General features: G+C 65.3%; 14 protein-coding genes. 6 read left to right on the top strand and 8 right to left on the bottom strand.

All coding sequences use genetic code 11. The annotated features are described in order from the left end of the window. Positions 1 to 7 precede the first annotated feature (7 nt). Genes AC07VI_RS03670 through AC07VI_RS03690 form a run of 5 tightly spaced genes read left to right on the top strand, consistent with a single transcriptional unit; the run spans position 8 to position 4,488 of the window. Entirely contained in the window at positions 8 to 562 is a 555-nt protein-coding gene (locus tag AC07VI_RS03670; RefSeq protein WP_086143783.1) for a carboxymuconolactone decarboxylase family protein, read from the top strand. 1 nt (position 563) lies between these two features. Next, a complete protein-coding gene (locus AC07VI_RS03675) occupies positions 564 to 1,649 on the top strand; it encodes an acyl-CoA dehydrogenase family protein (RefSeq protein ID WP_086143782.1) in 1,086 nt (361 codons plus the stop codon). After that, entirely contained in the window at positions 1,646 to 2,446 is an 801-nt protein-coding gene (locus tag AC07VI_RS03680; protein WP_086143781.1) for an ABC transporter ATP-binding protein, read from the top strand. Before AC07VI_RS03675 ends, AC07VI_RS03680 begins: the two co-directional genes overlap by 4 nt. A 30-nt stretch (positions 2,447 to 2,476) precedes the next feature. After that, positions 2,477 to 3,721, top strand: a complete 1,245-nt coding sequence (locus tag AC07VI_RS03685; RefSeq protein WP_086143780.1) for an ABC transporter substrate-binding protein — start codon at positions 2,477 to 2,479, stop codon at positions 3,719 to 3,721. Between the two features lie 2 nt (positions 3,722 to 3,723). After that, entirely contained in the window at positions 3,724 to 4,488 is a 765-nt protein-coding gene (locus tag AC07VI_RS03690; protein WP_172404643.1) for an ABC transporter permease, read from the top strand. Here AC07VI_RS03690 and AC07VI_RS03695 read toward each other — a convergent pair. From AC07VI_RS03695 to AC07VI_RS03725, 7 genes are all read right to left on the bottom strand, one after another. Continuing rightward, positions 4,478 to 5,227 carry a lysophospholipid acyltransferase family protein gene (locus tag AC07VI_RS03695; RefSeq protein ID WP_086143779.1) on the bottom strand — a complete coding sequence of 250 codons (750 nt, stop codon included), beginning with the start codon at positions 5,225 to 5,227 and terminating at the stop codon, positions 4,478 to 4,480. The genes AC07VI_RS03690 and AC07VI_RS03695 overlap by 11 nt on opposite strands. 88 nt (positions 5,228 to 5,315) lie before the next feature. After that, positions 5,316 to 6,617 carry a dihydroorotase gene (locus tag AC07VI_RS03700; protein ID WP_086143778.1) on the bottom strand — a complete coding sequence of 434 codons (1,302 nt, stop codon included), beginning with the start codon at positions 6,615 to 6,617 and terminating at the stop codon, positions 5,316 to 5,318. A gap of 24 nt (positions 6,618 to 6,641) precedes the next feature. Beyond that, positions 6,642 to 7,607, bottom strand: coding sequence for an aspartate carbamoyltransferase catalytic subunit (locus AC07VI_RS03705; protein ID WP_034746695.1), 966 nt, complete (start codon positions 7,605 to 7,607; stop codon positions 6,642 to 6,644). Next, complete coding sequence (gene pyrR / locus AC07VI_RS03710; RefSeq protein WP_086143777.1) at positions 7,600 to 8,124, bottom strand: bifunctional pyr operon transcriptional regulator/uracil phosphoribosyltransferase PyrR; 525 nt, start codon at positions 8,122 to 8,124, stop codon at positions 7,600 to 7,602. Before pyrR ends, AC07VI_RS03705 begins: the two co-directional genes overlap by 8 nt. 39 nt (positions 8,125 to 8,163) lie before the next feature. Further along, a complete protein-coding gene (gene ruvX / locus AC07VI_RS03715; protein WP_226935425.1) occupies positions 8,164 to 8,562 on the bottom strand; it encodes a Holliday junction resolvase RuvX in 399 nt (132 codons plus the stop codon). Beyond that, positions 8,559 to 9,161 (bottom strand): YqgE/AlgH family protein, encoded by a 603-nt coding sequence (locus AC07VI_RS03720; protein WP_086143983.1) that lies wholly within the window; start codon positions 9,159 to 9,161, stop codon positions 8,559 to 8,561. Before AC07VI_RS03720 ends, ruvX begins: the two co-directional genes overlap by 4 nt. Before the next feature lie 217 nt (positions 9,162 to 9,378). Further along, positions 9,379 to 9,687, bottom strand: a complete 309-nt coding sequence (locus tag AC07VI_RS03725) for a hypothetical protein (RefSeq protein WP_172404632.1) — start codon at positions 9,685 to 9,687, stop codon at positions 9,379 to 9,381. Here AC07VI_RS03725 and AC07VI_RS03730 point away from each other — a divergent pair. Beyond that, a complete protein-coding gene (locus tag AC07VI_RS03730; RefSeq protein WP_086143776.1) occupies positions 9,589 to 11,052 on the top strand; it encodes a cryptochrome/photolyase family protein in 1,464 nt (487 codons plus the stop codon). The genes AC07VI_RS03725 and AC07VI_RS03730 overlap by 99 nt on opposite strands. A gap of 1 nt (position 11,053) precedes the next feature. Here AC07VI_RS03730 and AC07VI_RS03735 read toward each other — a convergent pair whose 3' ends face one another. Then, a complete protein-coding gene (locus AC07VI_RS03735; protein WP_492995742.1) occupies positions 11,054 to 16,312 on the bottom strand; it encodes an Hpt domain-containing protein in 5,259 nt (1,752 codons plus the stop codon). Positions 16,313 to 16,369: the final 57 nt, after the last annotated feature.

The raw sequence follows: 16,369 nt of genomic DNA on the forward strand, positions 1-16,369 counted from the left end.
GTACCCCATGTCCCGTCTGACGCTGCACACTCTCGATACCGCCCCGGCCGACAGCCGCCCCTTCGTGGAAAAGGCCATCGCCAACAACGGCTACCTGCCCAACCTGATCGGCGTGCTGGCCAATGCCCCGCTGGCACTGGAAACCTATCTGACTGTCTCGGGCATCAATGCGCGCGCCAGCCTGAGCCTGATGGAGCGCGAAGTGGTGCAAATCACGGCCGCGCACATCCACGGCTGCGACTTCTGCATCGCCGGCCATAGCGCCATCTCGTTGAAAAAAGCGGGACAGACACCCGCTATCGTGCGTGCCCTGCAGCATGGCCAGCCGACGGGCGATACGAAACTGGATGCCGTCGCCGCCTTCGCCGCGGCCGTCATCGCCACGCGCGGCGCCGTCGCCGACAGCGGGTACCAAGCCTTCCTGGCCGCCGGCTACAACGAACAGCAGGCGCTGGAAGTCGTGCTGGGCATCAGCCTGGCCACCCTGTGCAATTTCTCCAACAGCCTGGCCGGCACGCCCGTCAATCCGCAATTGACGCCCTACTTGCCCGGCGCCGTCTGACATGGGCCACCTCAATCACTGGCTGCACATGCATGCCGACCAGCTCGACCAGTCGTCACAGCTGGCTGAAACGGTCCTCCCCGCGCTGGCGGGAGACCAGCTGCTGCGCATCGGCGTGCCGCAGGAACACGGCGGTGCGGGCGGCGACGTGCGCGATGCCATCGACGCCATCGCCAAAGTAGCCGAACAATCGGTGACGGCGGCCTTTGTCTTCTGGGGCCAGCGCTGCTTCATCGAATTCCTGCTGCAAAGCCAAAACCGCGCCCTGGCCGAACGGCGCTTGCCGGCCCTGCTGGCGGGCACGCAGGCGGGCGCCAGCGGCCTGTCGAACGCCATGAAATTCCTGTCCGGCATCGAACAGCTGCAAATCAAGGGCGCGCGCCACGGCGACGGCCTGCTGATCGACGGCGGCCTGGCCTGGGTGACGAATTTGCGCAAGGCGGGCTTTGTCGCGGCAGCCGCCGTGGCGCCCGATGACGGCGCACCGCCCATCATCGTCGCATTCGACAGCAGCGAGACGGGCGTGCAGCGCAGCGAAGACCTCGACCTGATCGCTCTGCGCGGCAGCAATACGGCCTCCGTCAGGCTGGTGCAGGTACACGTGCCAGCGGGCGACATCATCAGCGACAATGCGCCGGCCTGGCTGCCGCAGGTACGCCCCTCTTTCCTGGGCATGCAGTGCGGCCTGTCGATCGGCCTGGCACGCGCCAGCCTGGCACAGGCGTCGCAGATTTCCGCCGGTTCGCGCAACCAGCTCACGCCACGCATCGAGGCGCTGCAAGCGACGCTGGAGACGGCTGCCGCTACCCTGCTGTCCGGCGTGCACGACGGCCGTTTCAAGAAAGAGGCGCCGGCCATGTTCCGCCTGCGGATACAGCTGGCCGACGTGCTGCAACAGGCCTTGATGCTGGAACTGCAGGCCATGGGCGGACGCGCCTACCTGAATGCCGAACAGCAGGGCTTTGCCCGCCGCTGGCGCGAATCATCGTTCATCCCGATCGTTACCCCCAGCCTGACGCAATTGCAGGCGGCCTTGCAGCTGTTCGACAGCCAGCAGGCGGCCACGGCGCCGGGAGCGACGGCATGACGGCAGCGGAACCACAACAATGGGCCCTGCAGGCGCAGGACCTGAGCTATGCCTATGCCGCCAGCACGCCCGTGTTCCAGCACGTCTCGCTGGGCGTGCGCAAGCGCGAAATCGTCTGCCTGCTGGGCGGCAGCGGCTGCGGCAAATCGAGCCTGCTGCGCGTGCTGGCAGGCTTGCAGCCACCGTCCACGGGCGCAATTCAATTCCTGGACGCTCCCATGCGCGAACCCGATCCGCGCAGCGCTCTCGTGTTCCAGCAGGCGAGCCTTTTGCCCTGGCTGAACGTCACGGGCAATGCGGGTTTCGGCCTGGACTTCAAGCACCAGCCGCAGCTCACGCGCGCAGCGCACGAGGCGCGCGTGGCGCAAGCCATCGAAGCGGTTGGCCTGAAGGGCCGTGAAAAACTGTATCCGTCCGCCCTGTCGGGCGGCATGGCGCAGCGCGTGGCGCTGGCCCGCGCGCTGGCGCGCGAACCGGAACTGCTGTTCGCCGACGAACCGTTTTCCGCGCTCGACGCCATCACGCGCTCCGAGATGCAGTCGCTGCTGGTCGACGTGGTGCACCGCTGGCACACGGCCGTGCTGCTCGTCACGCACGATATCGACGAAGCGATCCTGGTGGCCGACCGCATCCTGCTCATGGGCGGCAAGCCGGGCAACATCGTGCGCGAATGGCCCGTCGCCATCGCCCAGCCGCGCATCGGCCACAGCGCCGACGTCATCGCCCTGAAGATGGACATCCTCGACGCCTTGCAGGCACTGCAGCAGCAGGACCAGGCCCACGCCGCCGCCCTATAGCACATCCCATACACCATACTGGAACCCTTCATGTCCCGTCCTCAAGATAACACCCCCCTGCACATCTGCGCCTCGTCCGACTGCGACTGCGGCCTGACGCGGCGCGACTTCCTGCGCATGTCGGCGCTGGCCACGGCCAGCGTCGCCTCGCCGCTGCTGTTCGCCGGCGATGCCATGGCCCAGCAAGGCCCGAAAGGCGACGACCAGCCCGTGAAAGTCGGCTACCTGCCGATCACCGACGCCACCCCGCTGCTCGTCGCGCACGCGCGCAAGCTGTTCGAGGCGGAAGGCTTGCAGGCGGAAACGCCGCGCCTGTTCCGCAGCTGGGCGCAGATCATCGAAGCGTTTGTCGCCGGCCAGGTCAACGTCATCCATTTGCTGTCGCCCGCCACCCTGTGGGTACGCTACGGCGCCAAGTTCCCCGCGAAAGTCGTCGCATGGAATCACGTCAATGGCTCCGCGCTGACGGTGGCCAACGAGATCAACAAGGTCTCCGACCTGGGCGGGCGTACGGTCGCCATCCCCTTCTGGTACTCGATCCACAACATCCTGCTGCAGCAGATCCTGTCCTCCAACGGCCTGACCCCGGTCACGCGCGCGCGCAATGCGGCCATCAAGCCGAACGAGGTGAACCTGGTGGTTCTGGCGCCGGCCGAAATGGTCTCGGCCCTGGCCAGCAAGTCGATTGCCGGCTACATCGTGGCCGAGCCGTTCAATGCGGCGGCGGAAAACGCCGGCATCGGCAAGATCCTGCGCTTCTCGGGCGACGTGTGGAAAAACCATGCGTGCTGCGTCACCTTCCTGTCCGAGCGCGACATCAGTACGCGTCCGGAATGGGCGCAAAAGGTCACCAACGCCATCGTCAAAGCGCAGTTGTGGACGCGCTCGAACCAGGTCGACACGGCCAAGCTGCTGTCGAACGTGGGCGAGCACCGCTACACGCCGCATCCGCTGCAGGTACTGACCAAGGTGCTGGCCACCACCGATTACGCCGGCTATGAAAAGCAGGGCCTGATCGTGCACAAAAACTGGCAGCAGCGCCGCATCGACTTCCAGCCGTATCCGTTCGCGTCGTACACGGAAGAACTGGTGCGCGCCATCGGCCGCACCAAGGTCGAAGGCGACACGCGCTTCCTGGCCAACCTCGATCCGAAATTTGCCGCGCGCGACCTGGTCGATGACCGCTTCGTGCGCAAGGCCATCACCGCCGTGGGTGGCCCGGCCGCCTTCGGCTTGCCGGCCAACCTGCTGCGCAGCGAAACCGTGGCGGTCTGACGATGGCAAGCAAGTTGTTGACGAAATTCGGCCTGCCCCTGGTGGGGCTGGCCTGTGCCTTGCTGTTGTGGTCCGTCGGCGTGACGGCGCTGGAGAAATCCACGCCGATCGCCACCGCCTTTGCGCCGCTGCCGACGGCGCTGGCGTTCCGGGAAATGCTGGGCGGCGCGGATATCTGGCTGCATGTAGTACTGAGCCTGCAAAGGGTGGGCGTGGGTCTGGGATTGGCCATCGTCATCGGCGTGCCGCTGGGCGTGCTGGTGGCCATGTCGAAGAGCTTTTCCGGCGCGGCCATGCCGCTGTTCCAGCTGCTGCGCATGATTTCGCCGCTGTCGTGGATGCCGATCGCCGTGATGGTGCTCGGTGTCGGTGACGCGCCCGTGTACTTCCTGCTGGCGTTTGCGGCCGTCTGGCCGATACTGCTCAATACGGCCGCCGGCGTGGCGCGGCTCGATCCGAACTGGCTGCTGCTGGCGCGCAGCCTGTCAGCCACGCGCAGCGAGATCGTCTTCAAGGTGATTTTGCCGGGTATCACGGCCGATATTTTGACGGGCGTGCGCCTGGCCATCGGCATCATCTGGATCGTGCTGGTGCCGGCGGAAATGCTGGGCGTCTCGGCGGGCCTCGGCTATTTCATCCTCGATACGCGCGACCGCCTCGCATATTCGGAGCTGATGGCTGCCATCGTGCTGATCGGGATTCTAGGTTTTATCCTCGACTACCTGGCCCGCGCCGCGCATGCGCGCTGGCTGCACGTCAAGAACTAGCCTGCTCCAGCGGCAGCGCGGCGGCCACCGCCGCCTGTGTTGCCGCCGCCAGTTCGCGCCGGTGCGCGTCCAACGTATCGGCAGGCGCCAGGCAGGTCAGGCGCGCGGTGATCGGCGGGCCGCTCAAGATCGCCACCATGCTTTGCGCAAAGCTCATCTCGCCGATGAAGTCGACGGCGTGGTGCAACTCCCCCTTGTCATCCACGTACACGAGCGCGAACGGCTGCACCGGTACCTTTGCGTCAATGGCCGCCTCGAACAGGTTGGCATGAAACGGCAGGATCTGTCCTTGCGCGGCGGTGGTGCCTTCGGGGAAGAACGCAATACGCTCGCCCGCCGTCAACTTATCCACCAGGCCCTGGAAGATCAGGCGCAGGTCGCGCTTGCTGCCACGCGAAATGAAGATGGTGCCGGCGCGTCCCGCCAGCCACCCCAGGATAGGCCAGGCGCGGATTTCCGCCTTGGCGACGAAACGGCAGGGGTGGACGGCATTGATGACGAAGATGTCGAGCCACGAAACGTGGTTCGCCACCACCATCGCATGGTCGAGCGCGGGCACGCTGGCCGCCGGCTGCGCCACGTGCACGCCGCAGATGTCGAGCAGCTGGGTCGACCAGCGGCGAATGCGCCGGTTGCGCCCTTCCAGGTCCAGCCAGGGAAACAGCACGGCGCTCTTGGCCATGCCGCAGCTCAGGTGAATGGCGATGCGCGCGAGGCGGTAGGTAAGCAGAAGTTTCAAATCACACCAACAAATAAACCAGAACCGAAATCCGGGAGCAGACAAGGGATGCCGGGGCAGCGTGCCCCGGTCCGCGGATCTGATTTTTTTAACGCTGAAACGCCACCCGTCCAGCCACGACGGTCGCCTTGACGATGCCGCTCAGCTCATAGCCGAGGAAAGGCGTGTGCTTGCCCTGGCTGGCCAGCGAAGCCGACGACACGGTCCAGCGCGCGGCGGGATCGAAGACGCAGATGTCGGCCGCTTCGCCCACGGCCAGACTGCCGGCCGGAATGCCGGCGACACGGGCCGCGTCAGACGTGACCTTGGCCACGGCGCGGGCCAGCGGGCGCGCGCCCGCCTGCGGCTGCTCCAGAGCATAGTCATCGGCCCATTTCAGGGCCAGCGACAGCAGCAGTTCCAGGCCCGTGGCGCCTGGCGACGCTTCGCCGAACGGCAGCAGTTTTTCATCGTCGTCGACAGGCGTGTGGTCCGAGCACATGGCGTCGACCGTGCCGTCGAGCAGGCCGGCGCGGATCGCGTCGCGGTCGCGCTGGCTGCGGAACGGCGGCGTCACACGCGCGTTCGGATCGAAAAAGCCGATGTCGGCGTCCGTCAGGTGCACATGGTGCACGCCCACGTCGCAGGTAACGGGCAAGCCTTCGGCCTTGGCGGCGCGGATCAGCTCCAGGCCCGCCGCCGACGAGATGCGGCACAGGTGCACGCGCGCGCGGCTGGCACGCATCAGTTCAAAAATCGTGTGCAGCGCGATGGTCTCGGACATCACTGGCACGCCGGACAAACCCAGGCGCGACGCCAGCGGACCGCTGTGGGCGATGCCGCCACGGCCGATGTGCGGATCCTGCGGGCGCAGCCAGACGGTGTAGCCGAAGGTGTTTGCGTACTGCATGGCGCGCAGCAGCACGGTGGTGTCTTCGATCGGCTCTTCCGCCTGCGCGAAACCGATGCAGCCCGCTTCCGTCAGTTCCGCCATTTCCGTCAACGACTGGCCCTTCAGGCCCATCGTCAGCGCACCCAGCGGGTGCACGTGGGCCTTGTTCTGCGTCTTGGCGCGGTACTTCAGCATTTCCACCAGGCCTGGCTCATCGAGCACGGGATCGGTGTCAGGGGGGCAGACCAGGCTCGTGACGCCGCCCTGCAGGGCCGCTTGCAGCTCCGATTCCAGGGTCGCCTTGTATTCGTAACCTGGCTCGCGCAGGCGCGCCGACAGGTCGACCAGGCCGGGAGAGACCACCAGGCCGGCCGCGTCAAAGGTCGTATCGGCGGTGAAGCCGGCCGGGGCGCTGCCCACGGCCAGCACCTTGCCGTCAGCGATAAACAGGTCTTGCAAGCCATCGATGCCGTTGGCGGGGTCGATCAGGTGGCCGTTCTTGATATGTAGTGTCGTCATGCTCGCTTACTCGTCCTTGGGCTATCAGCCCTGATTACCAGCCAAAATACTCATCACCGCCATGCGTACGGCGATACCGAACGTCACCTGCGGCAGGATCACCGCCTGCGGACCGTCGGCCACGGCCGAATCGATCTCCACGCCGCGGTTCATCGGACCCGGATGCATGACGATGGCGTCCGGCTTGGCCAGCGCCAGGCGCTCGGGCGTCAGGCCATAGCTCTTGAAGTATTCCTGCGCCGACGGCAGCAGCGCGCCGCTCATGCGTTCATTTTGCAGGCGCAGCATGATGATCACGTCCACGCCCTTCAGACCTTCATCCATGTTGGTGAAGGTGCGCACGCCCATCTGCTCCAGGCCGCCTGGCAGCAGGGTGTGCGGGCCGATGGCGCGCACTTCCGGCACGCCCAGGGTGGTCAGCGCATGGATGTCGGAACGGGCCACGCGGCTGTGCAGGATGTCGCCCACGATGGCCACCGTCAGGTTGGTGAAATCCTTCTTGTAGTGGCGGATCGTGTACATGTCGAGCAAGCCCTGGGTCGGGTGCGCGTGGCGTCCGTCGCCCGCATTGACCACATGGACATGGGGCTGCTTCGTGTCGATCAGGTGCTTGGCGATCAGGTAAGGCGCGCCCGACTGCGCATGGCGCACGACGAACATGTCGGCATGCATGGCCGACAGGTTGTCGATGGTGTCGAGCAGGGACTCGCCCTTGCTGGCCGAAGAAGCCTGGATGTTCAGGTTGATGACGTCGGCTGACAAACGCTTGGAGGCGATTTCGAAGGTGGTGCGGGTGCGCGTGGAGTTTTCAAAGAACAGGTTGAAAACGCTTTTGCCGCGCATTAGCGGCACCTTCTTGACATCGCGGTCGGAAATGCCGACGAACGAGGACGCGGTGTCAAGGATGTGGTTGACGATAGACTTCGGCAAGCCTTCGATAGTCAACAGGTGTTGCAGTTCGCCGTGTTTATTCAGTTGCGGATTAAGCATGGTGGGTGTCTATGGTGAGCGTGAATTTTCCATCGTCGGCTTGCTTCAGGACCAGGGCCTGGCCCGGTTGCACGGCAGTGAAGGCGGCCACGAAATCGGCGGCTACCGGCAACTGGCGTTCACCGCGGTCGACCAGGGCCGCCAGCATGATCTTGGCCGGACGGCCATAGTCGAACAATTCGTTGATGGCCGCGCGCGTGGTGCGGCCCGTGTACAGCACGTCGTCGACCAGCAGGATGGTGGCGCCGGCCACGTCAAAGCTGATTTGCGTCGGCTTGACGTCAGCATGCAGGCCTTTCTGGGCGAAGTCGTCGCGGTAGAACGAGACGTCAAGCACGCCCAGGCGGCCGATCAGGTTCAGGTCGCGCGCCAGGCGTTCGGCCAGCCAGGCGCCGCCCGAATGAATGCCGACGATGGCGACGTTGGGAATGCCCGCCAGGCCGCTCTGCACCTGCTGCAGCAAGTCTGCATACAGGGCCTCGGCGTCGAGTTGGGAAGGATTCGTAGGATGCGGCATAGAGTTCTTAATCATTCAGGAATGGAGGCTAAGGTCAGATTAATAATTCGCGTCAAAATACTGCTGCAGGATGATGGCGGCGGCACGGTCGTCGATCACCTCACCGCGCTTGGCGGCAATCACGGCCGAGGAATAGCGCTCGTCAACCAGTTCCACGGGCAGGTTGAAGCGGCCGTGCATCTGATTGGCGAAACGCCGGCAGCGCGCGCTCATCTCGTGTTCCGTGCCATCGGGATGGCTGGGCAGCCCTACCACGATACGGCTTGCGCCCCATTCCCTGATCAGGCTGGCAATGGCGGCGAACTTCGGTTCATTCGCCGTCTCCGTGATCACGCTGAGTGGTTTGGCCTGGCAAATCATGGTATTGCCGATGGCTACGCCAATGCGCTTCAACCCGAAATCGAAGGCGAGGATGGTGTCGATGGCGTCGCCGCTCATGCGTGGCCAGCCTCGCTCGCCAGCATGAGGGGGTCGATGCCCAGCAATTTGATGGCGGCCACGTAGCGCTGCTCGATGGGGAAATCGAACAGGATGTCGGCTGAGGCGCCCACCGTCAGCCAGCCGTTGCGGCCGATCTCGTCTTCCAGCTGGCCCGGGCTCCAGCCCGAATAGCCGATCGAAACGAGCATGCGCTCGGGGCCATCGCCGTTGGCGACGGCCTCGAGCACGTCGATCGAAGTAGTAAACGCGATTTCATCGGTCACCGTCAGCGACGAGGAGTAACGCGCGCCCGGCGTATGCAGCACGAAGCCGCGATCGTCCTGCACCGGTCCGCCAAACATGATCGGCTCATTGATGATGGGCGTGTCGCTGCCGGCCGCCAGTTTCAGGTCGATACGCTCGAACAGCACTTCCATGGTCATGTCGGTGGGTTTGTTGATGACGACGCCAAGCACGCCGTTTTCATTGTGCTCGCAAACGTACACAACCGTCCCGCCGAAGATGGGGTCTTGCATCGCCGGCATCGCAATCAGGAAATGGTTGGCCAGATTCAAAGTGGAAGAACCCGTTGCGGCCGGTTCCCCGACACCCTGCATCAATCGATGTCCTGGTAGAGTCTGGTCGATTTTACTCTTCTTCATACGCGATGCTCTCTCTGTGGGCTTGCTGGCAAGTCTCGCTTACCCCTGCTGTCATACGCCGGACTGACCACGCGGCGCGGCACTGGTGGCCGCGCGACGCTGTGATGCCGGACGCTATTATTGTTGTAAATTCAATTATAAAAGTTCGCTTTGCGTGTTGCGGCACATCAGTTCAAAGCCCGATTATCGGCTCTGCTCCTTCCATTGCAACATCATTGTAAAATTGACCGCAAAATGGTTGTCGCACGCGAAACACGGTGAACATACCCGGTAGTTTACACTGAATTGCCATCGCAGCGACGTCGAAGGCATGACGCGAGCGGCCATAAAGCCGCTTGAACGGCGAAAAACCGACTATTTTTGACCCTAAACACAGAAAATAATGACGATTAAGACTTCCCTGGTATGGTTCCGGCGCGATTTGCGCGCATTTGACCATGCTGCGCTGCATCACGCCCTGCGCCAGAGTCAGGCCGTGCATTGTGTATTCATCTACGACACAAGCATCCTGGCCGCCTTGCCGCGGCGCGACCGGCGCGTCGATTTCATCCATGCCAGCGTGGCCGAACTGGCTGCCGAACTGCGCCAGCTGGGTGGCGACCTGATCGTGCTGCACGCGGATGCGGCCCAGGCCATCCCGCGTCTGGCCGCCGAACTGCAGGCGGACGCCGTCTTTGCCAACCACGACTACGAACCGCAAGCCATCGCCCGGGACGCAGCCGTGGCTGCCGCGCTGACCGCCGACGCGCGCCTGTGGTTCAGCTTCAAGGACCAGGTGATCTTTGAAAAGGACGAGGTGCTGACGCTCTCGGCCAAGCCTTACACCGTCTACACGCCGTACAAGAATGCGTGGCTGAAGAAAATGCGCGCCGAACCGGCCTGCCTGGCGCCGTTCGCCATCGAGCCGCACGCGGCCAGCCTGGCGCCGCCGCGCGCCGGGACACCCGCATCGTTGCCCACCCTGGCAGAGCTGGGCTTCGAGGCCAGCAACCTGGCCGACCTGGCGATTCCGACCGGCATGTCCGGCGCCAGCAAGCTGTTCGAGGACTTCCTGCCGCGCGCAGCGCGCTATGACGTGGCGCGCGACTTTCCCGCCCTGAAGGGGCCGTCCTACCTGTCCATGCATCTGCGCTTCGGTACCGTCTCGCTGCGCTACCTGGTGCGCACCATCGTCGACCTGATGGATCGGGGCGGCGGCGGCGATGGCGCGCCCGTGTGGCTGGCAGAGCTGATCTGGCGCGACTTCTACGCCATGATCCTGTACCAGAACCCGCACGTGGAAGGCGGCGCCTTCAAGCCGGCCTATGACGCCATCGCCTGGCAGACAGGGCCGGAGGCCGACGCCAGATTCGCGGCCTGGTGCGAAGGACGCACTGGCTATCCGCTGGTCGACGCGGCCATGGCGCAGCTGAACCAGACCGGCTATATGCACAACCGCCTGCGCATGGTCACGGCCTGCTTTCTGATCAAGGATCTGGGCATCGACTGGCGCCGCGGCGAAGCGTATTTCGCGCTACACCTGAACGACTTCGACCTGGCATCGAACAACGGCGGCTGGCAGTGGGCCTCGTCGTCCGGCTGCGACGCCCAGCCCTACTTCCGCATCTTCAACCCGATCACGCAATCGGAAAAATTCGATGCTGGCGGCCGCTTCATCCGCCGCTACCTGCCGCAACTGAAGGCGCTGGGCGACAAGGAAATCCACGCGCCATGGCTGGTGCCGCGCATGCTGCTCGAACAGAAAAACATCGTGCTGGGACGCGACTATCCGCATCCCATCGTGCAGCACGACGAAGCGCGCAAGGAGACCCTGGAACGCTATGCGGTAGTCAAGGCGGTAGCGTAGATCAGGCACCCGCCAGCAGGCGCTCCACCTCGGCCAGCAGCTCATCTTCCTGGAACGGCTTGCCGAAATAAGCATTCACGCCCAGTTCAAAGGCATGCGTGCGGTGCTTGTCAGCGCTGCGCGAGGTGATCATGATGACGGGAATGGCGCGTGTTTTTTCATCGCTGCGCACATTGCGCGTCAGGTCAAAGCCGTCCATGCGCGGCATTTCCACATCGACCAGCAGCAGCGCCGGCAGGGTCTCCGCTTCCAGTGCGTGCAGCTGCTCCAGCGCATCGACACCGTCTTTGGCCAGCAGCACCTGATAGCCTTCGCGTTCAAACAGACGCTGCATCACGCGACGCACGGTCAGAGAATCGTCGACCACCATGACGCAGGCGCGCGGCGCGGCCAGCCCGCTGACGGCGCTCCGCTGTGCGCTGCTCGCCAGCACGTATTGCGACAGCAGTTCGGGGTGATGCTCCAGGTGCTGCGCCAGGGCCACCGGGTTCAGGATCAGCACGATGTCGCCCGTGCCCAGCACCGTGGCGCCGGCAATGCCCGGCATGCGCGCCAGTTGCGGCCCCACATGCTTGACCACCACCTCGCGGTTGCCCAGCACATCGTCGACCTGCAGCGCCAGCCTGTCGTTGCCATTTCTCAGCAGCAGCACGGGCACGTAACGCTGCACGGCCTGCGCCGCTGGCGTCTCGCCCAGCATGGACGAGAGGTGATGCAGCGCCAGCGCCTGTCCGTGCGACTCGATGCAGCCGGCTGCCTGCACCTGCTCCAGCTGCTCGCCCTTCAGGTGCAGCACCTGCTCGACCAGCACAGATGGCAAGGCATAGGTCTTGCCGTGTGCCGCCAGCAGCACCACTTGCGTGACGGCCAGGGTCAGCGGCAGGTGGATGGTGAAGCGCATACCCTGGCCCGCCTGCGTCAGCGTTTCCACGCGCCCGCCCAGGGCCAGCGCTTCGGAGCGCACGATGTCCATGCCAAAACCGCGCCCAGCCAGTTCCGTCAGGCTATCGGCGGTGGAAAATCCCGGCGTAAAAATCAGCTCGGCCGCCTGCGCGTCGCTCAACTGCGCGTCCGGCGCCAGCAGTCCGGCGCCGTGCGCCTTGGCGCGGATGCGCTCCAGGTCCAGGCCCCCGCCATCGTCGGAAAAGGCGATCTCCACTTCATTTCCCTGCTGGCTCACCTGCACCAGCAGCTCGCCCGTTTCGCTCTTGCCCGCCGCCAGGCGCGCGTGGCGCGGCTCGACGCCGTGCACGATGGCGTTGCGCAGCAGGTGCTCAAACGGCGCCGCCATGCGTTCAAGCACGCTGCGGTCGATCTCCACGCCGCCGCCGCGGATATCGAGGTTGACCCGCTTGTCGACTTCCTTGGCGCTTTGCCGCGCCACGCGAAACAGCCGTTCGGCGATGCTGGCAAACGGCACCATGCGGACCTGCATCAGGTCGCGCTGCAGTTCTCGCGTCAGGCGCGCCTGCAGCACCAGGTCGTCCGTCACCGCGTCGACGCTGTGACTGAGGTTCTCATGGAAAGACGCCACATCGTTGACGCTTTCGGCCATCATCCGCGTCAGTTCCTGCAGGCGCGTAAAGCGGTCGAATTCGAGCGGATCGAAATCGCGTTCGCTGCCCACGGCCATGCGCGAGGCGATCTGCGACTCGGCCTGCATTTCCACTTCGCGCAACTGGCGCCGCAGGCGCTGTAAATTATCGGAAAACTCCGCCAGCGAAGCGCCCAGCACGCCCACTTCATTTTCCATTTTCGAGCGCGTGATCGATACCTCCCCCGCCTGGTTCACCAGGCGGTCGAGAATATCGGCGCGCACGCGCACCAGGGCGGCCTTCGGTTCGGCGGCCAGTGTGTCTTCCATGCCCGGCAAGGGCAGCAAAGGCTGCTGCAACTGTTCGAACAGGTGCAACGCATGGTCGTAATGGGCCAGCAATTCCTCGAACGCCTGCGGCGTGGCTGTGCCGGCATGCAGCATGTTCTCGATATGCGTTTCAATTTCATGCGCATGCTGGCCCAGGCGCATGGCGCCCGCCATGCGCGCGCTGCCCTTGACCGTATGCAGGGTGCGCAACAGCATCTGCGCCTGACCGTTGTCATGCGGGTGCTGCTGCCAGCTGCGCAGCGCCTCGCCGATCTGCGGCAGCAAATCGGCGCCTTCCTCCAGGAAGACGGACAACAGATCGAGATCGAGTTCATCGCTGATGCCGGCGCTGGCGGCCAGCAGCGCGGCCGCATCCGCCGGCATGATGGCGGGGACCAGCGCCTCCGGCAGCGCGTGCTCCAATGGCGGCGCGTGCTCGAAGCCGGCGTCGAACAGGTCATCGCTGGCGCCAATATGCAGTTCTGGCGCGGCTGGCGGCGAGGACGCCGCCTCGCCGACAATGCTCGCATACGTTGCCTCGAACAAGGTATCGAGCTGCGAAACAGGAACCTCGGCCGACGCCTCGGCGGCAGGCACCGGCATGCCGACGATGCTGGCGTAGGCGGCGGCAAACAGGGAGTCCAGCTGCGCGCCCCTGCTCTCGCCAGGCATTGCCGTCAAGGTGCGCCACAAGGTATTGAGCGTTTCGACCATGTCCGGCTGCGCTGGAGGCAGGTCGCCCAGCGCGAAAGCCTGCAGCATCTGCGCGATGCGCTGCGTGGCCTGTTCCAGCACGTCGTGCTGCGCATCCTGCAAGCCGGCCAGCGGCGGCACCACGCTTTCTATGGTCGTCTCCAGCGCCAGCGCCAGGTCGCGCAAAGACTGGAAACCCACGGTGCCGGACGTGCCCGCCAGGGTATGCACGGCTTGCAGCGCCTCCGCACTGACGGCGCGCTGCTCATGGCGCCACTCGCCAAAGTCGCGCGTCAGCACGCGCAGTAATTCGTCCGTCTCGGCCAGGTAGATGTTGTACAAGGGCAGGCTGATGCGCAGCTCACCCACGTGTTTCAGGTTATCGTCAGGCGCTTCGTGCACCAACGGTGCAGTCGCTGCGGGAAAACCGATCACATTGCCGTTGCTGCTCACCGGTGCGGCCGCCTTCGCCACCGTCTCGGGTGCGACGGGACGCGGCTTGCGCAGTTCGAACGGTCCGCCTTCGCGCACGCGTTCGGCCGCCATCAGCAGCATGCCTGCCTCGCGTTCGCGCCCCGCTCCCCCTTCCAGTTCAGCCACCCATTCGCTGAGCTGGTACCAGCCGTAATTCAACAGGGTAAACAGGTCGTCGCTCGCCGGGCGCGCCTCGGCCAGCCAGGTATTCATGACGCGCTCCATGGCGCCAGCCGCTTCGGCAAACTGCGCCAGGCCGATCATGCGGCTGCTGCCTTTCAAGGTGTGGAAGGAACGGCGCAGCATGGCCAGGTGTTCGCCGCTGGCGGCCTGCTCGCGCGGCAAGGCCAGTGTCGTGTCGACAAAGGCCAGCACTTCGCGCGCCTCGGTGAGGAAGATGTCGAGCATCTCCGCGTCGACTCCGGCCGTCGCCGGCGCCGCCTCGCCGGTAGACGGCACGGCCGGCGGCAAGGCCTGGTCCAGCAGCGGCACGGGTACCGTACCGGTGGCAGCCACCTTCTCAAATGGCAGCGCGCGGAAGCTGCCGGCGGCCGCGTCAAAATGAAAGCGTCCCTTCGCCGCTTGCGCATTGCGGCCCAGCATATCGACAAAAAAACCCAGCGCGCTGACATTTTGCGCGATTTCGTCGAGCGCTGCGGCCGGTGCCTCGCTGGAGGACAGCTGCCGCACTGCCGCATCGATCTGCCGCACGGCGGCGCCGGCATCGTCCTGGTCCAGTCCGGCCAGCTGCTCCTGCAATTGCTGCAGCACCGCTCCCACACCATCAAGGGCGGCGTGCCGCTCCCCGTCCACGTAATACTCGTTGAGCAGTCTTTCCACCTGCCGCAGCCCCGTTTTCATGTCATCGGCCAGCGCAGCAACGGTCTGCCCCTGTTCGATCTGGCGTGACAGCTCACCAGCGGCGGCAGGCGGGGCCTCACCCGCCAGCAGCGCCTGCAGGCGCGCGGCGATGGTTTCCGCATTGCCCGCGAAATCATCGGGCAGGCGGCGCACCTGCTCCAGCCCCGTGTCGGCAAACAGCAGCGCGGTGCCGATTTCCAGCTCCAGAGGGGCACTGCGGCCACTGGCCACGGCCTGCTGCGCCACGGCCGCGCACTGGCGCAGCAAACTGGCCAGGGCCGGCAGCTTCAGCACATCGCTCTGCGCCGCCACCTGGTGCAAGGACTGCTCGAATGCCGCGCCCAGCGCCGGATCGAGGTCAGCTTGCGCCAAACGGCTCCAACTGACCCGCGCCTGCGCCAGGGCCGCGCGTGCGCCGTGCAGCGCATCCTGGTCGACCTGGCCATAACGCCGCGTTTCCACGTCGTCGGCCACCAGGTCATCGAGCGCGAAAGCGGCGCGCAGCTGAAGCGCCGCCGGCGTCGGTTCGGCTGCCGCGGCGATAAAGAACAGCGCATCGCGCAGCATCGCCTCGGGCAGGCTCCCCGTGCCCTGCGCCAGGCGCCGCAATTGCAGGTTAATCAGGCCAAACAGCTGCTTGGCGTACAGGCCATGCGCGCCCTGCCCGCTGGCGGCCAGTTCGGCGAACGCCTGCATGACGAACCAGAAGGTGCGCGCCGGCGCTTCCTGCTGCGCATCGGCCACCAGGGTCAGGGTTTCGTGCAGGGCAGCGGCATGCTGGCGTTGCGCGCCGGCGTCTGCCGCCTTCAGGAAGGGCAGCAGGGATTTTTCAAAGCGGCCGCGCCAGGCTGGATAGTCCGCCACGCAAGGCGTGTCGGACAGCGCGATGGCATGCCCTTCCAGCATGGCGGCGGGCGGGAAAAACAGGTCTGCCGGGTGGATGCGCTCCGCGCCGAGCATGGCCTGCAGGGCGCGATAATAGGGGAACAAACGGGTGGGCTGCGGCGGCGTGCCGGCTACCAGGTCTTCCAGGTATTCGATGAGGGCCAGATACAGCTCGGCGACGACCTGCGCATGGTCCACCGTGTATTCCAGGCTGCCGTCGCGAAAGCGCGCCAGCGCCTGTTCCGCACTGGCCGTCAACAGGCTGGCGCCGGCCACGTCGACCATCACCAGAGCGCCATGCGCCTGGTGCAGGTGGGAACGCGCATGCTGCAACGCCGTGGCGCGCTCCTCGCGCGCGCGGCCACCCGCCTCGAACAGGGCTGTTTTCGAGCGGCCCAGCGCTTCGCGGATCTCCACCATCACCCACGACAGGGGTTCGCTGTCGAACGACTTGGACTGCTGCGGACTATCAGGTGTGCTCATGCATGCCTCGGTAAAGAAATCTTAGCGCAAAAATCGGTACGCACAATGCGCCGCGCC

It is taken from the genome of Janthinobacterium sp. GW821-FHT03A03, assembly GCF_059421435.1.